This is a genomic window from Rhizobium sp. BK212, from assembly GCF_014197475.1.
In the GTDB taxonomy this organism is placed as follows: Bacteria; Pseudomonadota; Alphaproteobacteria; order Rhizobiales; family Rhizobiaceae; genus Rhizobium; species Rhizobium anhuiense.
In genome coordinates this window covers 402,510-419,131 of the sequence record NZ_JACIFS010000004.1, presented here as the reverse complement: position 1 = coordinate 419,131, position 16,622 = coordinate 402,510, and the positions used below count along the sequence as shown (strand labels likewise).

Sequence of the window (16,622 nt, the reverse complement as noted above, 5' to 3'; positions counted from 1 at the left end):
AAAGAAAATAAGAGAGTTTATCTCATGTTGCAAATGAGAGAGTTTCTCTTGTTTTGATCAAGGAAGGAGCTTCGACATGCAGAATTCCGAAATCGTCCTCGTCGGTGGATCGGGAAAGACCGGCGGCCGCATCATCAAGCGCCTGGAAGCGCGCGGGCTCAACGTTCGCGCGGCGTCACGCTCCAGCGCCCGTCCCTTCGATTGGGAGGACAGGTCGACCTGGCGCGGCGCGCTTGAGGGCGCATCGAGCGCCTATGTCGCCTTCCAGCCGGATCTTTCCGTCGCCTGGGCGGCAGAGGCGATCGGCGCCCTCGCCAAGGTCGCGGTCGACTGTGGCCTTGCGCATATCGTGCTGCTTTCCGGCCGCGGCGAAGAGGGCGCGCAACGCAGCGAGGCAGCGCTGAAGGCGTCCGGCCTTGACACCACCATCCTGCGCGCCTCCTGGTTCTGCCAGAACTTCAGTGAGGGCGCCTTTGTCGAGCAGATCATCGGCAGCCGGCTGCAATTGCCGGCAGGCGAGATCAGCGAACCGTTCATCGATGCCGACGACATCGCCGATGCCGCCGTCGCCGCCTTGACCGATCCCCGCCATCGCAACAAGGTTTACGAACTGACCGGCCCGCGGGCACTGACCTTCCGACAGGCGGTCGCCGAGATCGCCGCGGCCACTGGGCAGCCGATCGAATATAAGCAGGTGTCGATGGCGGATTTCACCGGCGGGCTTGCGGCAGCCGGCCTGCCCCAAGGCCTGATCGATCTTCTGGAGGAACTGTTCGGCCAGGTGCTCGACGGGCGCAATTCCAAGGTGATGGGCGGTGTCGCCGAGATCCTCGGCCGCCCTGCCACCGATTTCAGCCAATATGCCCGCCGAGCGGCGACAAGCGGAATATGGAGCGCCTGACCATGCAGATCGTTCTCACCCTCTCCCTCGCCGCCGCGGCAATCGGCAGCGGCCTCGTCGCCGGCATCTTCTTCGCCTTCTCCACCTTCATCATGACCGCCTTCTCGCGCATCCCGGCGGAACAGGGCATCGCGGCGATGAACTCGATCAACGCCACGATCGTCCGCTCGCCCTTCATGGGCCTTTTCGTGCCGACGGCAATCCTCTGCATCGTCATCGCGGTGCTGGCGGTGATCGACTGGCGCGGCGGGGCATCCGTGTTGATGCTCGCAGGTGCGACCCTCTATGTCGTCGCCTCATTCCTCTCGACCATCATCTTCAACGTGCCGATGAACGATGCGCTTGATAAGGTCGGCGGCAGCGGGGCGGAGGCGGTTCAGCTCTGGACCACCTATCTCAGGGACTGGACATGGTGGAACCATGTGCGGACGATCGCCTCGCTGCTCGCCTCGGTGGCATTCGTGCGGGCGCTGATGATTGTCTAGGCGGCGCGTCTGCCACACGTCCCTTCTCCCGGGCGGGGGTCCGAAGGACGGGTCGAGACCCGCGGCTCGACCCCGGTCGGTGCCGGCAGGCGGTTGAGGGGGTGAGCGGCAAGGCCGCGAATGCACGGAGCGTAAGCGAAGGGCAACATATAGGGTGTGCCGTGCGCCCCCTCATCCGACCCTTCCGGCCACCTTCTCACCGCTGGGGAGAGGAGGGAGCCAAGCCGCCCCTCGTCTACTTCTGCTCGCAAAAGGCAATGCGGTTGCTGAAAGGATCGATGACCGTCATCTCCAATCCCCACGGCGCTTCCTCGACGCCGGGCTTCATGTAGCGGTAGTCCTTGCCCGAGAGTTCGGCGTGGTAGGCCCGGATATTGGCGACACGGACGAAGGCTTTGGCGCCGGGGCTGGCGTCGCCGGAATGTTCGCTCAAATGCAGCGCCATGCCGTCGCGCGAGACCTGGCAATAGAGCGGGAAGTTCTCGCCGAAACGGTGCTCCCAATCGAGATGAAAGCCGAGGAATCCGCAATAGAATTCCATGGCTTTCTCGACCGAGAAGATCCGGAAGATCGGCATCGGCGGCTCGATGCCGATGGCCGAGGAAGCGCCCGCCGCATCGATCTTGGCCGAGAGGATGTTCCATTGGTCGAGCCCGAACTGGCGGGCGACGATTTCGAGAGTCTCGCTGTGGGTCAGCGAAATGTCGCGGTCGGCGAGAGCCTGCCGCAATGTTTTTGCCATGAGCTTGGCATCGCGAAAATCGCGCATGATGTCATCCTTCCGTTGGCGGCAAACAGGAAGATCAGTGCCCGCGTCTGCTGACCCGTTCGCCATCGATCGCCAAACGGCAAGGGATGTGAAGGATGTTTTCTGGATGCATTCACCATAACGCCAAAGTGTCAAACGTCGAGCGTCGCGGGGCGGCTGGCCGCATCCGGCCGAGGTCGATGTTATGAAAGCACCGGTCAGGAATCAAGACGCGGTGAGCGAGGGAATCGCCTGCAGGTGGCCGGCAAGCTCAACCCTGTTGCGGCCGCCGCGCTTGGCGACGTAGAGCGCCTTGTCGGCGGCACTCAGCATGGCGTCGAAATCCAGGCTGTTCGAGCGGCCGGGCGCGACGCCGACGCTGACCGTGCATGTCAGCACTTCGTTGTCGATCTGGATCTCGCGCGCTTCGAAGGCCCGGCGGATGCGCTCGGCGGCCAATTCCGCCCGGCCGGGCATGATCTCCTTCAACACCAGCGCGAATTCCTCGCCGCCGAGCCGGGCGGCGATATCTCCGGCGCGGCAATGGGCGGCGAGTTCGGCGGCGAAGGCCCTGATCACGCTGTCGCCCACGGCATGGCCGAAGCGGTCGTTGACGGATTTGAAATGATCGATATCGAAGACGATGACGGCGGTGGTGTTGCCCATCGGGCGCGTACCGTACTCGTCGAACAGGGCGCGGCGGTTGAGCAGGCCGGTCAGCGGATCGGTGATCGCCTCGAGGCGATGGCGAGCGGCGAGCCGCCACTGATGCAGCGCCAGCGACAGCGCGCCGATCCCGGTCATGCCGGCGATGCAGACGGCGAGACTCAGATCTTCGGCCCAGTTGCTGGGTGCCTTGCCGAGCACCAGCCTTCCGTCGGAGATCAGCACGGCGGCGCAGAGGACGAAGGAGATTGCGGTCAGCGTATAAAGCGCGGTGATGCCGAGGAGCGGGGCCGGCGCCTCGGCGCGGGCGAGCCAATATTGCCGGGCGGTGGCAAAGAGCAAAAGAGCAATGGCGATATTGTCGGCAATGAAGGCGAGGCCGTCATAACCCAACAGCATCGGCACGACGGAGAAGACCATCGCCGCAAGGGCGCGGATCGCGATGGCCGGAACGGACGGACGGCCAGTGAGGAACTGCCGGCCGGCCCCCCAGATGGTAGCAAAACCGGCATGAAACAGCACGAAGTTGGCGACGCCCAACCATGTCTCCGGCGTATTGACATAGGCGCTGTAGACAAAAATGCCGCTGACGACCAGGACCAGGCCGACGGTGGCGGTGAGCAGCACCGTTTCCGCCCGGCGGACAATCCAGCTGCCCATCAGTGTCACGGCAAGGCATGCCGCGGAGACGCCGAGCGCTAGCAAAAGGGAGTTGTAGTCAAGCATCATGCTCTTCAGTCTCCGCAGCTATTCCAGTGCCGGATGTTGGCAGCTTCTGGGGTTCGCAGCGAGGAATGTCTTATGCATCCGTTAACAAATGATGCACTGCACAATGCAAATGTTACGCGTTTAACGTCACGCCGAAACTTAAGATGAATATTCCATTTAAAATTGAATTCTGAAAACCTATACCTGCTACACCACCTGCCAATGCAGGGGAAACATCGGATCGAACACCGTCACCGGACCGGCGCCGGTTTCAATCTTCGCGGGAAAGACGACCGGCTCGGCCTGCCGTGAGAGCGTGATGCGCTCTTCGTTCGGCGGAAGCCCGTACCAGGCCGGCCCGTTCAGCGAGGTGAAGGCTTCGAGCCGCTCCAGCGCGCCCTCCTGCTCGAAGACATGGGCAAGGCAGCTCATCGTATTGACCGAGGTGTAAATGCCGGCGCAGCCGCAGGCGCATTCCTTCAGCGGATCGACATGCGGGGCGGAATCGGTGCCGAGGAAGAAGCGGCCGTCACCGCTTGCGGCGGCCGCACGCAGGGCCAGCCGGTGGTTCTCGCGCTTGGCGACCGGCAGGCAGTAATAATGCGGGCGGATGCCGCCAACCAGGATGGCGTTGCGGTTGATGATCAGGTGATGGGTGGTGATCGAGCCGGCGAGATTTGATTTGGCGGCCTTGATGTAATCGACGCCATCTGCTGTCGTGACATGCTCCATCGTCACCTTCAGTTCCGGCAGACGCTTCCGCAGCGGATCGAGCACGGTGTCGATGAAGACGGCCTCACGATCGAAGATATCGACCTCAGGCGTCGTCACCTCGCCATGGACGCAGAGCGGCAGGCCGATCTTCGCCATGCGTTCCAGCACCGGCATCGCCTTTTCCATATCGCGCACGCCGCCATGCGAATTGGTCGTGGCGCCGGCGGGATAAAGCTTGACGGCAGTGATGAGGCCGCTCGCAGCCCCCTCCTCCACGTCATCGGGGCTGGTATGCTCGGTGAGGTAAAGCGTCATCAGCGGCTGGAAGCGATGGCCGTCCGGCAGCGCCTTGAGGATACGCTCGCGATAGGCCCTGGCGTCAGTGGTGGTGACAACGGGCGGCACGAGATTGGGCATGATGATGGCGCGGGCGAAGGTGCGGCTCGTATCGGCGATCACGCCTTCCAGCATGGCGCCATCGCGCAGATGCAGGTGCCAGTCGTCAGGACGGCGGATGGTGATCGATTGCATGGCGGGCCTCCGAAGCGATGCGTCTGCGGCCTCGATAGCACTAAAGCGCGTCGCATTGAAATTGATTCATGCGACGCGCTTTCGCTCTTTTTTCAAGCATGTCGTTACCCCGGAACCGCAGCACACTTCCGGGCGACATGCATTAGCGCCTCGCATTGAAATTGATTCATGCGATGCGCTTTCGCTCTTTTTCCATGCATGCCGCACGGGATCACGCCAGCGCGATCTCCAGCGTCACATCGGCCGGGCGGCGGTTTTCGAGGATCAGCCGGCCGTTCGGCAGGTCGTTGCCGTAGACCTTGGCGCTGGCGGCTTCCTCGGTCAGCTTATAACCGCGCCAGCGATCCCAAAGGCGCTCTTCCAGCACCTCGATCGGAGGGGCGAGCATGATCGTGTAGTCGAAGATGCCGTCGAGTTCAGCCCATTTGCCCTGCGTGAAGAGCAGATAATTGCCCTCGATGATGATGAAACGATCCTCGGGAGAGATCGGGCGGGCAGAGGCAATCGCAAGCTCGCGCGAGCGATCGAAGACCGGGACGAGGACTTCCTGATCTGCGGGGCGAACCGCGCGGACGATATCCAGGAAGCCGCGCACATCGAAGGTTTCCGGAATGCCCTTGCGGGCAAGCAGGCCGCGTTCGATGAGAATGGCATTGTCCATGTGGAAACCATCCATGGGCAGCACCGCGACACGCTCGCCTTTCGCCTTTAGGGCGTTGGCCAGATTGTCGGCCATGGTCGATTTGCCGGCACCCGGCGGCCCGGCGATAGCGACCAGGAAACGCCTGGAGTTGCCGGCGCGGTCAAGAACTGCGCCGGCGATTTCGTCGATGCGTGCCGTCATGCCGCGACGGTCTCCGTCGGCACCGCCTTGGCGCCGGTCATGAAGGCGACGGCGTCGGACATGGTGTATTCCTTCGGATCGATCACCGTGAGACGCCGGCCGAGGCGGTGGATATGGATCCGGTCGGCCACCTCGAACACATGCGGCATGTTGTGGGAGATCAGCACGATCGGCAGGCCGCGGGCTCTGACGTCGAGGATCAGTTCCAGCACGCGGCGGCTTTCCTTGACGCCAAGGGCTGCCGTCGGTTCGTCCATGATGATGACCTTCGAGCCGAAGGCGGCGGCGCGGGCGACCGCGACACCCTGGCGCTGGCCGCCGGAGAGCGTTTCCACCGCCTGGTTGATGTTCTGGATGGTCATCAGGCCGAGTTCGGACAGCTTGTTGCGCGCGAGCTTCTCCATGGCCGGCCGGTCGAGCATGCGGAACATGGAGCCGAGCATGCCCGGTTTGCGGATCTCGCGGCCGAGGAACATGTTGTCGGCGATCGACAGCGCCGGCGACAGAGCAAGGTTCTGATAGACGGTCTCGATGCCGGCCTCGCGCGCTTCCATCGGCGAGCGGAACTGCACCTGCCGGCCTTCCAGCGTGATCACCCCCTCGTCCGGGGTGACGGCGCCCGAGATCGCCTTGATCAGCGAGGACTTGCCGGCGCCGTTATCGCCGATGACGGCGAGGATTTCACCCGGATAGAGGTCGAAATCGGCATTGTCGAGGGCGGTCACGCGGCCGTAGCGCTTGACGAGACCGCGGGCGGTGAGAAGGGGTTCGCGAGCCATGATTACACCGAAACCTTTCTGATCCACTGATCGATAGCGACGGCGGCGATGATCAGCACGCCCGTCAGGAGGACTTTCCATTGCGGGTCGGCACCGAGCATGTTGAGGCCCATCGACACGACGCCGACGATCATCGCGCCGAACAGCGTGCCGAGAATGGAGCCGCGGCCGCCGAAGAGCGAGATGCCGCCGATCACGGTCGCGGTGATCGCCTGGAGGTTATAGTCGGTGACCGCCGAGGACGGCGAGATCGAGCCGTTGCGGCCGATCGAGACCCAGGCGGCGAAGGCGGCGATGACGCCCGAAATCGTATAGACGGTAAGCAGCACCTTCTTGGTCTGGATGCCGGAGAGCTTGGCCGCTTCCGGATCGTCGCCGACCGCATAGACATGCCGGCCCCAGGCGGTGTGATTGAGCACATACCAGAGCAGCAGGACGAGCAGCACCATGGCGATGACGCCGAGGGTCAGCACGGCTGTGCCGGCTTTGAAGCTCATGGCGAAAAGATGCAGCAGCGGCGCCTGTTCGTCGACGTCGGTGTCGCGGATCGTCTCATTGGCGGAATAGATGAAATTCGTCGCCATGACGATATTCCAGGTGCCGAGCGTGACGATGAACGGCGGCAGTTTCATGTAGGCGACGAGGAAGCCGTTCAGCAATCCGCACAGGCCGCCGACAAGCATGCCGGCTGCGACCGCGATCGGTGTCGGTATGCCGTAGGTGATGGCGACATTGCCCATGATGACGGCCGAGATCACCATGATGACGCCGATCGAAAGATCGATACCGGCCGTCAGGATCACCAGCGTCTGGGCGGCGCCCAGAATACCGACGATGGCGATCTGCTGCAGGATCAGCGTCAGCGTATAGGACGAAAAGAACCGTCCGCCGATGGCGATGCCGAATATGATGATTGCCAGCACCAGCACGATCAGCGGCACGGCGGCCGGCGTCGAGTGCAGAAAATGCTGGGCGCGCTTGATCAGCGAGACATCCTGGTGCTCGAAGGAGGCAACGCTCTTGTCGCTGCCGTCGAGAACGCGTTCGAATTCCTGTGTTCCGGTCATGGTTCCTCCTCCGCATCCGCGCGCCGAACTCGCGCGGGGGCCGTCACCGATATCCTTCCGGTCTTTGCTTAGCCGGTTCGCGAGGCGACGGCACATCGTCCGTCGAAAACGGCCGGGGATCAAGCCCCGGCCGGTCTGCTTTTAATAAAGTGGGCTCAGCCCCAGCACTTGTCGGTGCCTTCCTTGGTGTCGATCGACTTGACGCCGGAGACCGGCTTGTCGGTGACGAGCGAAACGCCGGTGTCGAAGAAGGACTTGCCTTCGGTCGGCTTCGGCTTTTCACCGCTATCGGCGAACTTCTTGATCGCCTCGATACCGAGCGACGCCATCAGCAGCGGATATTGCTGCGAGGTGGCGCCGATGACGCCTTCCTTGACCGACTTCACACCCGGGCAACCGCCGTCGACGGAGACGATCAGCACGTTCTTTTCCATGCCGACAGCCTTCAGCGCCTGATAGGCGCCGACAGCGGCCGGTTCGTTGATCGTGTGGATGACGTTGATGCCAGGATCCTTCTGGAGAAGGTTTTCCATGGCCTTGCGGCCGCCTTCTTCATTGCCGTTGGTCACGTCATGGCCGACGATGCGCTTGTCGTCTTCGTCGCCGATCTTGTCCGGGTTCTTCGGGTCGATGCCGAAGCCGATCATGAAGCCCTGGTCGCGCAGAACGTCGACCGTCGGCTGCGACGGGGTCAGGTCGAGGAAGCCGACCTTGGCGTCCTTGGCCTTGTCGCCCAGCGTTTCCTTGGCCCACTGGCCGATCAGCTTGCCGGCGAGCAGGTTGTCGGTGGCGAAGGTGGCGTCGGCGGCATCGGCCGGCTCGAGCGGCGTGTCGAGAGCGATGACCAGCAGGCCGGCATCACGCGCCTTCTTGACCGACGAGACGATGCCCTTGGTGTCGGAAGCGGTGAGCAGGATGCCCTTGGCGCCGTCGGCGATGCAGCTTTCGATGGCGGCGACCTGGCTTTCGCTGTCACCGTCGATCTTGCCGGCATAGGACTTCAGCGAAACGCCGAGTTCCTTGGCCTTGGCCGTCGCACCTTCCTTCATCTTGACGAAGAAGGGGTTGGTGTCGGTCTTGGTGATCAGGCAGGCAGCAACGTCAGCCGCCATGACAGGAGCGGAAAAAGTGACACCAAGCGCGAGCGCGCCGAAAGCGAGAACAGATTTCTTCATGGAACTCCTCCCAGAGTTTGCCGGCGCCGCCCCTGCGGGGCCGGAATCTTAAGATATGACACTTCGCCGTGGATCGCTAATGCCTCCCAGCGGTCCCGTGCCCTTGACGACGGCAATTAAGAGCGAAAAGAAATCGGCTTGTCAATAAATAAATCCAATTGAATTATTAATTCGATGTGGCATGCTCAATCGAATTAGGGCATAGGCCAACAATCGGGAGGAGCGGCCATGTCGTCCTTGGATGGACCGGCGAATATACCGGTCCCGCCACCAATTCTGAATCCGGCCGGAGGTGCGAACCAGGTCAGGGTACGGGCCTATAACGAACGGCTCGTGCTGTCGCTGGTGCGTCTCTACGGCGCGCTGTCGAAGGCCGATATCGCACGCCGCAGCGGCCTGTCGGCGCAGACCGTCTCCGTCATCATGCGGGTCCTGGAGAAGGAAGGGCTGCTTTCGCGCGGGGAACCGGTGCGCGGCCGTGTCGGCCAGCCGTCGATCCCGATGCATCTCAATCCCGACGCCGTCTATTCCTTCGGCCTGAAGATGGGCCGGCGCAGCGCCGATCTGGTGCTGATGGATTTCGTCGGCCGCATTCGCATGCAGTTGCATAGGACCTATGCCTATCCGCTGCCGCATGAAATCCTCGCCTTCGTCACATCGGGCATCCGCGAACTCGAAGACCGGCTCGACGACAAGCAGCGCGGCCGCATTGCCGGCCTCGGCATCGCCGCGCCTTTCGAGCTCTGGAACTGGGCCGAAGAGGTGGGGGCGCCGCCGGGTGCCATGGAGGTCTGGCGGGATATCGACCTGCAGGCCGACATCGCCGAACGCGTCGCCCACCCTGTCTTCATGCAGAACGATGCGACCAGCGCCTGCGGCGCCGAACTCGTCTTCGGCGTCGGGCCGTCCTATCCCGATTTCGTCTATTTCTTCATCGGCTCCTTCATCGGCGGCGGCATCGTCCTGAACTCGGCGATCTTTTCCGGCCGCACCGGCACGGCGGGCGCGATCGGGCCGCTGCCCGTGCGCGGCAAGAATGGCGAGACCAAGCAGTTGCTCGAGATCGCCTCGATCTTCGTGCTCGAAAACATGCTGCGCGAGCGCGGCATCGATCCCGAGCCGCTCTGGTATTCGGCCGACGACTGGGTGGATTTCGGCGAGCCGATGGAAAGCTGGATCCAGGATAGCGCCAAGGCGCTGGCGCAGGCGATCGTCGCGGCCGCCTCGATCCTCGATTTCAGCGCGGCCGTCATCGACGGCGGCTTTCCCGGCTGGGTGCGCAGCCGCGTGGTGCAGGCCACCATCGACGAAGCCGCCAAGCTCGACCTGCAGGGCGTCGTCATGCCCGAAATCATCGAGGGCGCGGTCGGCGCCCAGGCGCGCGCCATCGGCGGCGCCAGCCTGCCGATCTTCGCGCGTTACCTCACCGACCAGAACGTACTCTTCAAGGAGGTAGACCATGCTGAAAGGACTTGATCCACTGTTGAGCCCGGAGCTGCTTTTTACGCTTCGCGCCATGGGTCACGGCGACGAGATCGCCATCGTCGACGGCAATTATCCGGGCGTCGAACATGCGCGCCGGCTGATCCGGCTCGACGGCCACCACCTCATCCCGGTGCTCAACGCCGTGCTCAGCGTGCTGCCGATCGACGATTTCGTTCCCGAGGCGATCTTCCGCTCGACCGTCAAGGCCGAGCGCGACAAGCTCGACCCGGTGCATGAGGAGATGATCGACTGCTGCGCCCACCACGAGCCGCACCGGCAGGTGGTGCCGCTGATCGGCCAGGATTTCTACGGTCGGGTGAAAACCGCCCATGCGGTGATCCAGACCGGCGAGCCGAGGCTCTATGCCAATATCATCCTGCGCAAGGGGGTGATCTATCCAAAGGACGCAGATGCCAAGGCGGCGGCCGGGGTCGATCCGTTCGTGTACTAGAATGGTATGATGTCAGGTGGGGTCGGCATTCAGATTCATCCTGAGGCGCCCCGCAGGGCCTCGAAGGACGAGGCGGGCATGCCGGGTACTGTGCAGGGAGCAGCGCTGCGGCGTGTCCTTCGAGGCTTCGGCCTATGGCCTACACGCCTCAGGATACGATCCGCTGCAGGGTGCCGCGGTTTGGTTCCCTCTTCTCCAGGCCCCTGATCTTTGCCAATACAGGGTGTCAATCGACATCGAGCGCCTGCAGCCTCATCCGATTTGCGGGAGAAATATCCGTTTCACGCATCGAAACGCCCGCCCCTTCTTCAATGCAACCCGCCATTAACCTTCAAGGGTCACAAACGACTTACGGACCTGTGCGGCTTTATCAACGACGGTATTGCCCGACTTTCTTAATTCCGCCCGAATGAGTTGTGGCGGTCTTCAATCACGGACAGGACGCCGATGCCGTGAAGTTGCCCATTGGTCGCCGGTATCCGGTGACACGAGCAGCAGCCGTGCCGGCTGTTGATTGAAACATGTCGGAGACGATGCGGTTCTCCAAACTGGCCATGAGGGCTCTTCGCACAACAGGAGCCTGTTCATATGCCTCGCGTCCAACCGACCAGACCCCAGGTGGAGATCCTTGTCTGGCTCGCGGTCTTCCTGCTTCTCTTCTGCCTGTCGTGGTTCTTCCACTGGCATGAGGGGCTGGATGCGTTCATCGAGAAGCATCATGACTATCCGCTGGACCACGCGCTCCTTGCCCTGAATATCTCCGGGTTTCTCGGGCTGATCTATTCCGCACTGCGGATCCGTGATCTCTCGAGGGAGGTTCATCGCAGGCTGCAGGCCGAAAAGAACGTGGACTGGATTGCCTGTCACGACACGCTGACCGAACTGCCGAACCGCAGATTTCTGGAATCCGTCTGCGCGCAGTCGATGAGCGATCAGAGGGGCCAAGAGGCCTATGCCGTGTTCAGCATCGATCTCGACGGCTTCAAGAAGATCAATGACCTCTTGGGGCACGATCACGGTGATGCGGTGCTGAAGGCCGTTGCGCAACGGCTCTCCTCCCTCTTTCCGCGTGAGCATGTCTTCCGCCTTGGTGGAGACGAGTTTGTCGTTCTGGCGCGACGCGCGGGAAATCCCGATCTGGCCGCCTTGGGGAACCGCATCGTGAGCGTGATCGGCAAGCCCTTCACCTTCAATGGCGTCGCCGTCGACCTCGGCGCCAGTGTCGGCTTCGCGCTTTATCCGGAGAACGGTGGTGACCTCAGCCAGGTCATCCGACATTCGGACTGCGCGATGTATGTCGCCAAGAAGCAGGGGCGCGATCTGGTGAAGCCCTTCGTGCCTTCGATGCAGGAAGAGTTGGCGAAACGGATTCGGGTGGAAGCCGATCTGAGAGCCGCCATCAGGAAGGCTGAGATCGTTCCCTACTATCAACCGCTCGTGGACCTGAAGACGAACAAGATTATCGGCTTCGAGGCACTGGCACGCTGGAAGACCGCTTCCGGCGAATTCATCCCGCCGAACGAATTCATTCCCGTGGCGGAGGAAGCCGGGCTGATCGTCGAATTGACCGACCAACTGCTTCGCCACGCCTGCACCGATGCGCTTTCCTGGCCAAGTGAGCTCGTCCTGTCATTCAACCTTTCCCCGATCCAGTTGAGCGACCGGTTGCTGAGCCTCAGAATTCTCAAGATATTGGGCGATGTCGGTCTGCCCGCGCACAGGGTCGAGCTCGAAGTGACCGAAAGCGCCATCATCCAGGACGCCGTCACGGCACGTATCGTGCTCGACGATCTGGTGAACGCCGGTGTCAGGATTGCCCTCGACGACTTTGGAACGGGCTATTCCAGCCTCTCGCAGCTCTCCAACTACCGGTTCGACAAGATCAAGATCGACAGGAGTTTCGTCGCTTCATTCGAAACCAACGACAAGCAGGACAAGGTGATCAAGGCCATCATCGCTCTCGGCGCCGGACTTGGCGTGACGATCACGGCCGAAGGCATCGAAGAGGAGAGCCAGCTTCAGCGGCTTCAGGATTTGGGCTGCGACATCGGCCAGGGTTATCTGCTCGGCAGGCCAGCCCCGGCCGAGATGCTCGCCGCAGACCATGTCAGCGCCAGACTTTCGCAACGGCGCTGACGGTTCGACGGGTCTTACTTGGAATTCTTTGTCGCGCTGCTTTGTTGGAAATGCTCAGCGGCGCCGTCGATATGAAGCCAGTGATGTTTTGATTGTTCAAAGATGGACAGGGCAGGAGCCGGAGATCGCGGGTCTGCCAACGCACCGATGGCAACACCGGTAAAACCTGGCAGGTTGTCGGCCCTCCAATAGACCGTAGACCCGCAGTTCGGGCAAAAATAATTGCGGATCTTCCCACCGCTTGCGGCTGTCCGGTTAAATTCACGCTGGCTTCCCGAAACGGCGACGGAGTCCGAGGGATAAAACGCACCGACGCCGAATGGACTGCCAGTTCTGCGCTGGCAATCGAAACAATGACATGCAACGACCAATCTTGCCTGCTGCGAGAGTGTAACGGTGAGTCCACCGCAACTACATTGCGCACGGGTCATTCGGAAATCTCCGGATATTTTGGGATAATCGGCAAAGCTTGGCACCAGAACAATACGCCTGGCAGTGCTGCAGTCGCCACTGATGTGGCCGATCAATACAGCAAGCTTTGCTCAAACAGGTTATGACAAGCCCTGGGAGTTTTCAAGCGCGTGCCTATTCTTGGCGGATGCGAGGTCGGGCATTCCGTCGTTGAATCTATGCAAGGAGCGGTGTTGCGCCGTGTCCTTCGAGGCTTCGCCCTGCGGGCTGCGCGCCGCAGGATGAAGACAATTGGAGTGCCGCGACAAGGTCAGGTGTTCAAGCCGCCGTCCACCGTGAGAATGGTTCCCGTGATGTGCCTTGCAGCCGGGCTCGCGAGGAAAGCCACAGCCGCCGCCACATCTTGCGGCTTGCCGTAGCGACCAAGTGGGATCAGCGCACGCTGGAAGTCGGCGAAGTCGCCATCGGCGGGATTCATATCGGTGTCGGTCGAGCCCGGCTGGACCAGGTTTACGGTGATATCGCGAGATCCGAGTTCCCGAGCGAGGCCGCGGGTAAACGAGTGAAGCGCGGATTTTGTCATGAAATAGACCGTGCCGGTGTCACCGACGATGCGTTCGGCACCGGCCGAGCCGATCGTGATGACTCGGCCTCCCGCCTGCAGATAGGGAATGGCGGCCTGCGAAGCGAGCAAAGGCGATCGCACATTGACATCCAGCAGCGCATCGATGTGCTCGACGCTGACGTCGGCAATCGCACCGTAAAGCGCGATTGCGGCATTGTTGACGAGAATGTCGAGACCGCCAAGCGCCTGGGCGGCCTCGTCGACCGAACGCTTCACGGCCGCCGGATCGGCACTGTCGGCCTGGATGGCAAGCGCCTTGCGGCCCTTGTGCTCGATCGCCCGGACGACTTCGGCGGCGCGATCGGCCGAACGCTCATAGGTGATGGCGACATCAGCGCCTTTGTCGGCAAGCGCCAATGCGATGGCGGCGCCGATCCCACGCGAACCACCAGTGACGAGGGCACGCTTACCAGCCAGTTCTGTCATGATCTTCTCTTTCTGTAATGATCGATACATAAATAGCTAGGCGCATTGCCGCGAGGTGTCAACGGGTTTATATAATGATCGATGCAGAAATCGGATGAGAACCGGAAAGTCGATGACAGCCCTGCCCGCAGCCGCGGACGGCCGCGGGCGTTCGATCGGGAAGCAGCCCTCGCCCAGGCGACCCGGCTGTTCTGGATCAAGGGCTTCGAGGCGACCTCAATCGCCGACCTCACCGAGGCGATGGGGATCGGATCGCCGAGTCTCTACGCCGCATTCGGCTCGAAGGAGGCGCTCTATGCCGAAGCGTTGCGCCACTATCGCGAGGACAACGAGGCGCTGGTCTGGGCAGGCTTCTTTTCGGCGGGCACGGCCCGCGAAGCGGTCAAGTCGCTTCTGATGGATTCGGCCGCTGTCCTGACCGGCTGTGTCGTGGATATTCCCCGCGGCTGCATGGTGACGCTGTCTTCGGTCGGCAGTGAGGGCTATGTGGAACTCGGCGAACTCGTGCGAGCCGCCCGCACCGTGACGCTCGACCGCCTGAAGCTGCGCCTGAACCAGGCGATATCAGAAGGCGAAATTCCGGTCTCGACCGACGTCCATGCGCTCGCCCGCTTCATCCAGACCGTTCAGAACGGCATGTCGATCCTGGCCCGTGACGGAGCGAGCCGTAGCGAACTGGAGGCAGTCGCCGAGTTGGCCATGCTGGGTTGGGACACTCGAACCGCGGATGCCGAACGCGGGCAAGGCTGATCGCGTTTCAAATATCGCTGCGTGGATGCTCATGTGTCACCTTGGTCAATCGTCTCGGAAGCTTCGGGCGACCACTTCATCAGCGCTAGAGCGGTTCACCTTCTCATGGAAACGCCGAACCGCTCTAACTTTTTGTTTTTACACAATTCCGGACGGAAAGCCGCTTCGCACTTTTCCCGGAATTGCTCTAGGCTGAGACGAGGCAGTCTCTTCTCACGCCAAATTTCGTACGAAGTCCTGAGCCGCTCCCCGGCACATTCCAATCCCGCGGAATCGCCTGGCTCGACCGAGGTCGATCTGGCGGGATTTTCCGGAAAGTCACGGGAGGCGGTTGCTTTTGCATTCTTTATCAGCCATTCTAGAATGAGCGATAAAGAATCGGAGCGACTATGGGCCGGACGCGGGAATTCGATGAGGAGGCGGTGCTGACGGGGGCGATGCACATCTTTCGCAAGCAAGGCTATCAAGGCGCATCAATCCGGGACCTCGAGGAGGCGACGGGCCTCAAAGGCGGCAGCATCTATCACTCCTTCGGCGACAAGGCCGGCCTCTTCGACGCAGCGTTCGGACATTACCACCGAATTGTCCTGGAAGGGCGGATCGCGCGATATGCGCCGCCAGGGAGCGGACTTCAAGGCTTGCGCGAACTGTTCCTTTCACTCCTGCATGAGCCCGACGATGGCTCGCTCGGCTGCCTGATTACCAACACGGCGGTGGAATTCGGCGGTGGTGTCCAACCGCATCCCCGTGTCGAAGCCGCGCTCGGTCTCCTCCGCACCACATTCGGCTCGAGGCTTACCGAGGCGTCGACCTTCGCTCGGGATGCCGATGGCGCCAAGGCGACGAGGACAGCCATCCGCCTTCTTGCCCTCTATCAGGGCCTCCTCGTGCTCATTCGCGGCGGCGAAGACAAGACCGGCCTGCGGCAGGCAATAGAAGACGAATTCAATCAACTGGAGACGCTGTCATGACACCTGAGGCGCTATGGAATCGATATGCAGCCATCTGGTCGCTGGATGCTGCCGCTCGCGAGCCGGAAATGTTGGCTTGCCTCGCTGACGATGTGACCTATTGCGATCCGAATGGAGCGATCGCGGGACGAACCGGTCTCTCGGCTTACATGGCCGGATTTCAGGAGAGCGTACCGGGAGGCCGGTTCAAGATATTGAGCGTTCTCCATCATAATGAACGTTCGCTGGCACGCTGGGCACTGCGCCGGGAAGACGACATGGTCTTGCAGACGGGGACCAGTTTCGGAGTGATCTCCGATGGCCGGCTCGGCGCGATCACCGGCTTCTTCGACCCTCTGGCGCAACAGCCGCATGAGTAGCGAGGCGACACGCAGGCTGGCGCTCGACTTTGCGGGCCAGATCGCTCCAGCCGGCTCCATCGATGTCCGACGCTTCTTCGGCGGATCCGCTCTGGTCCGAAACGGCGCGCAATTCGGATTCGTCATGAAGGGCATGTTGTATCTCCGCGTCGACGATGCGATGCGCGCGGAGTTCGAGGCCGATGGTTCCGAACCGTTCAGCTACCGAGCGGCCGGCAGGAAGGTGACGGTTCGCCGCTACGCAGTCCCGGCCCATGTGATCGATGATCCCGCATTGCTGCACGCGTACTCGCAGCGGGCATTGCACGCTACGCCCACGGCCGGCCACAAACTCTCCGACACGATGCTCGCTTTCAACCCATCTGACTAATGCCGATGCCAGGCCCGGCC

General features: G+C 62.0%; 18 protein-coding genes. 9 read left to right on the top strand and 9 right to left on the bottom strand.

Translation table 11 applies throughout. The features are described from left to right. The first annotated feature begins 76 nt into the window (after window positions 1-76). Together FHT79_RS16750 and FHT79_RS16745 are read left to right on the top strand one after the other, a co-directional pair. Window positions 77-901, top strand: a complete 825-nt coding sequence (locus FHT79_RS16750; RefSeq protein WP_183903726.1) for an NmrA family NAD(P)-binding protein — start codon at window positions 77-79, stop codon at window positions 899-901. Between the two features lie 2 nt (window positions 902-903). After that, a complete protein-coding gene (locus FHT79_RS16745; protein WP_028756633.1) occupies window positions 904-1,386 on the top strand; it encodes an anthrone oxygenase family protein in 483 nt (160 codons plus the stop codon). Between the two features lie 235 nt (window positions 1,387-1,621). Here the strand turns inward: FHT79_RS16745 and FHT79_RS16740 are convergent, their stop codons facing one another. From FHT79_RS16740 to FHT79_RS16710, 7 genes are all read right to left on the bottom strand, one after another. Then, window positions 1,622-2,155, bottom strand: a complete 534-nt coding sequence (locus FHT79_RS16740) for a glyoxalase superfamily protein (protein ID WP_048338239.1) — start codon at window positions 2,153-2,155, stop codon at window positions 1,622-1,624. Between the two features lie 204 nt (window positions 2,156-2,359). Then, window positions 2,360-3,529 (bottom strand): GGDEF domain-containing protein, encoded by a 1,170-nt coding sequence (locus FHT79_RS16735; protein ID WP_183903724.1) that lies wholly within the window; start codon window positions 3,527-3,529, stop codon window positions 2,360-2,362. A 186-nt stretch (window positions 3,530-3,715) separates the two neighbouring features. Beyond that, the gene (pyrC, locus tag FHT79_RS16730; protein WP_183903723.1) at window positions 3,716-4,753 is read right to left on the bottom strand and encodes a dihydroorotase; all 1,038 of its coding nucleotides are present in this window, start codon (window positions 4,751-4,753) and stop codon (window positions 3,716-3,718) included. A gap of 211 nt (window positions 4,754-4,964) precedes the next feature. Further along, window positions 4,965-5,597, bottom strand: a complete 633-nt coding sequence (locus tag FHT79_RS16725) for a nucleoside triphosphate hydrolase (protein ID WP_028756638.1) — start codon at window positions 5,595-5,597, stop codon at window positions 4,965-4,967. After that, window positions 5,594-6,376, bottom strand: a complete 783-nt coding sequence (locus FHT79_RS16720; RefSeq protein ID WP_028756639.1) for an ATP-binding cassette domain-containing protein — start codon at window positions 6,374-6,376, stop codon at window positions 5,594-5,596. Before FHT79_RS16720 ends, FHT79_RS16725 begins: the two co-directional genes overlap by 4 nt. Before the next feature lie 2 nt (window positions 6,377-6,378). Further along, the gene (locus tag FHT79_RS16715) at window positions 6,379-7,443 is read right to left on the bottom strand and encodes an ABC transporter permease (RefSeq protein ID WP_028756640.1); all 1,065 of its coding nucleotides are present in this window, start codon (window positions 7,441-7,443) and stop codon (window positions 6,379-6,381) included. A 155-nt stretch (window positions 7,444-7,598) separates the two neighbouring features. Next, window positions 7,599-8,618, bottom strand: coding sequence for a sugar ABC transporter substrate-binding protein (locus FHT79_RS16710; RefSeq protein ID WP_028756641.1), 1,020 nt, complete (start codon window positions 8,616-8,618; stop codon window positions 7,599-7,601). Window positions 8,619-8,846: 228 nt separating this feature from the next. On the opposite strand from FHT79_RS16710, the gene FHT79_RS16705 reads away from it, so the two are divergent. The 3 genes from FHT79_RS16705 (at window position 8,847) to FHT79_RS16695 (ending at window position 12,690) form a co-directional block, all read left to right on the top strand. Beyond that, window positions 8,847-10,094: an ROK family transcriptional regulator gene (locus tag FHT79_RS16705; RefSeq protein ID WP_028756642.1), complete on the top strand. Its 1,248-nt coding sequence runs from the start codon at window positions 8,847-8,849 to the stop codon at window positions 10,092-10,094. Further along, entirely contained in the window at window positions 10,078-10,554 is a 477-nt protein-coding gene (locus FHT79_RS16700) for an RbsD/FucU domain-containing protein (RefSeq protein ID WP_132573645.1), read from the top strand. The genes FHT79_RS16705 and FHT79_RS16700 overlap by 17 nt, the downstream gene beginning before the upstream one ends. A gap of 588 nt (window positions 10,555-11,142) precedes the next feature. After that, window positions 11,143-12,690: an EAL domain-containing protein gene (locus tag FHT79_RS16695; RefSeq protein ID WP_183903722.1), complete on the top strand. Its 1,548-nt coding sequence runs from the start codon at window positions 11,143-11,145 to the stop codon at window positions 12,688-12,690. Between the two features lie 14 nt (window positions 12,691-12,704). On the opposite strand, the gene FHT79_RS16690 is transcribed toward FHT79_RS16695, so the two are convergent. Both FHT79_RS16690 and FHT79_RS16685 read right to left on the bottom strand, forming a co-directional pair. Beyond that, on the bottom strand, window positions 12,705-13,121 hold the full coding sequence (locus tag FHT79_RS16690) for a GFA family protein (RefSeq protein ID WP_183903721.1): 417 nt from the start codon (window positions 13,119-13,121) through the stop codon (window positions 12,705-12,707). A gap of 290 nt (window positions 13,122-13,411) precedes the next feature. Further along, complete coding sequence (locus tag FHT79_RS16685) at window positions 13,412-14,152, bottom strand: SDR family oxidoreductase (RefSeq protein WP_028756132.1); 741 nt, start codon at window positions 14,150-14,152, stop codon at window positions 13,412-13,414. Window positions 14,153-14,233: 81 nt separating this feature from the next. Between FHT79_RS16685 and FHT79_RS16680 the strand changes: the two genes are divergently transcribed. The 4 genes from FHT79_RS16680 to FHT79_RS16665 all read left to right on the top strand — a co-directional run bounded on the left by FHT79_RS16680 (window position 14,234) and on the right by FHT79_RS16665 (window position 16,602). After that, the gene (locus FHT79_RS16680) at window positions 14,234-14,902 is read left to right on the top strand and encodes a TetR/AcrR family transcriptional regulator (protein ID WP_028756131.1); all 669 of its coding nucleotides are present in this window, start codon (window positions 14,234-14,236) and stop codon (window positions 14,900-14,902) included. 389 nt (window positions 14,903-15,291) lie between these two features. Continuing rightward, window positions 15,292-15,873, top strand: coding sequence for a TetR/AcrR family transcriptional regulator (locus FHT79_RS16675; protein WP_048338232.1), 582 nt, complete (start codon window positions 15,292-15,294; stop codon window positions 15,871-15,873). Beyond that, a complete protein-coding gene (locus tag FHT79_RS16670; protein WP_183903720.1) occupies window positions 15,870-16,232 on the top strand; it encodes a nuclear transport factor 2 family protein in 363 nt (120 codons plus the stop codon). The genes FHT79_RS16675 and FHT79_RS16670 overlap by 4 nt, the downstream gene beginning before the upstream one ends. Next, complete coding sequence (locus FHT79_RS16665; RefSeq protein ID WP_183903719.1) at window positions 16,225-16,602, top strand: TfoX/Sxy family protein; 378 nt, start codon at window positions 16,225-16,227, stop codon at window positions 16,600-16,602. Before FHT79_RS16670 ends, FHT79_RS16665 begins: the two co-directional genes overlap by 8 nt. Window positions 16,603-16,622 lie beyond the last annotated feature (20 nt).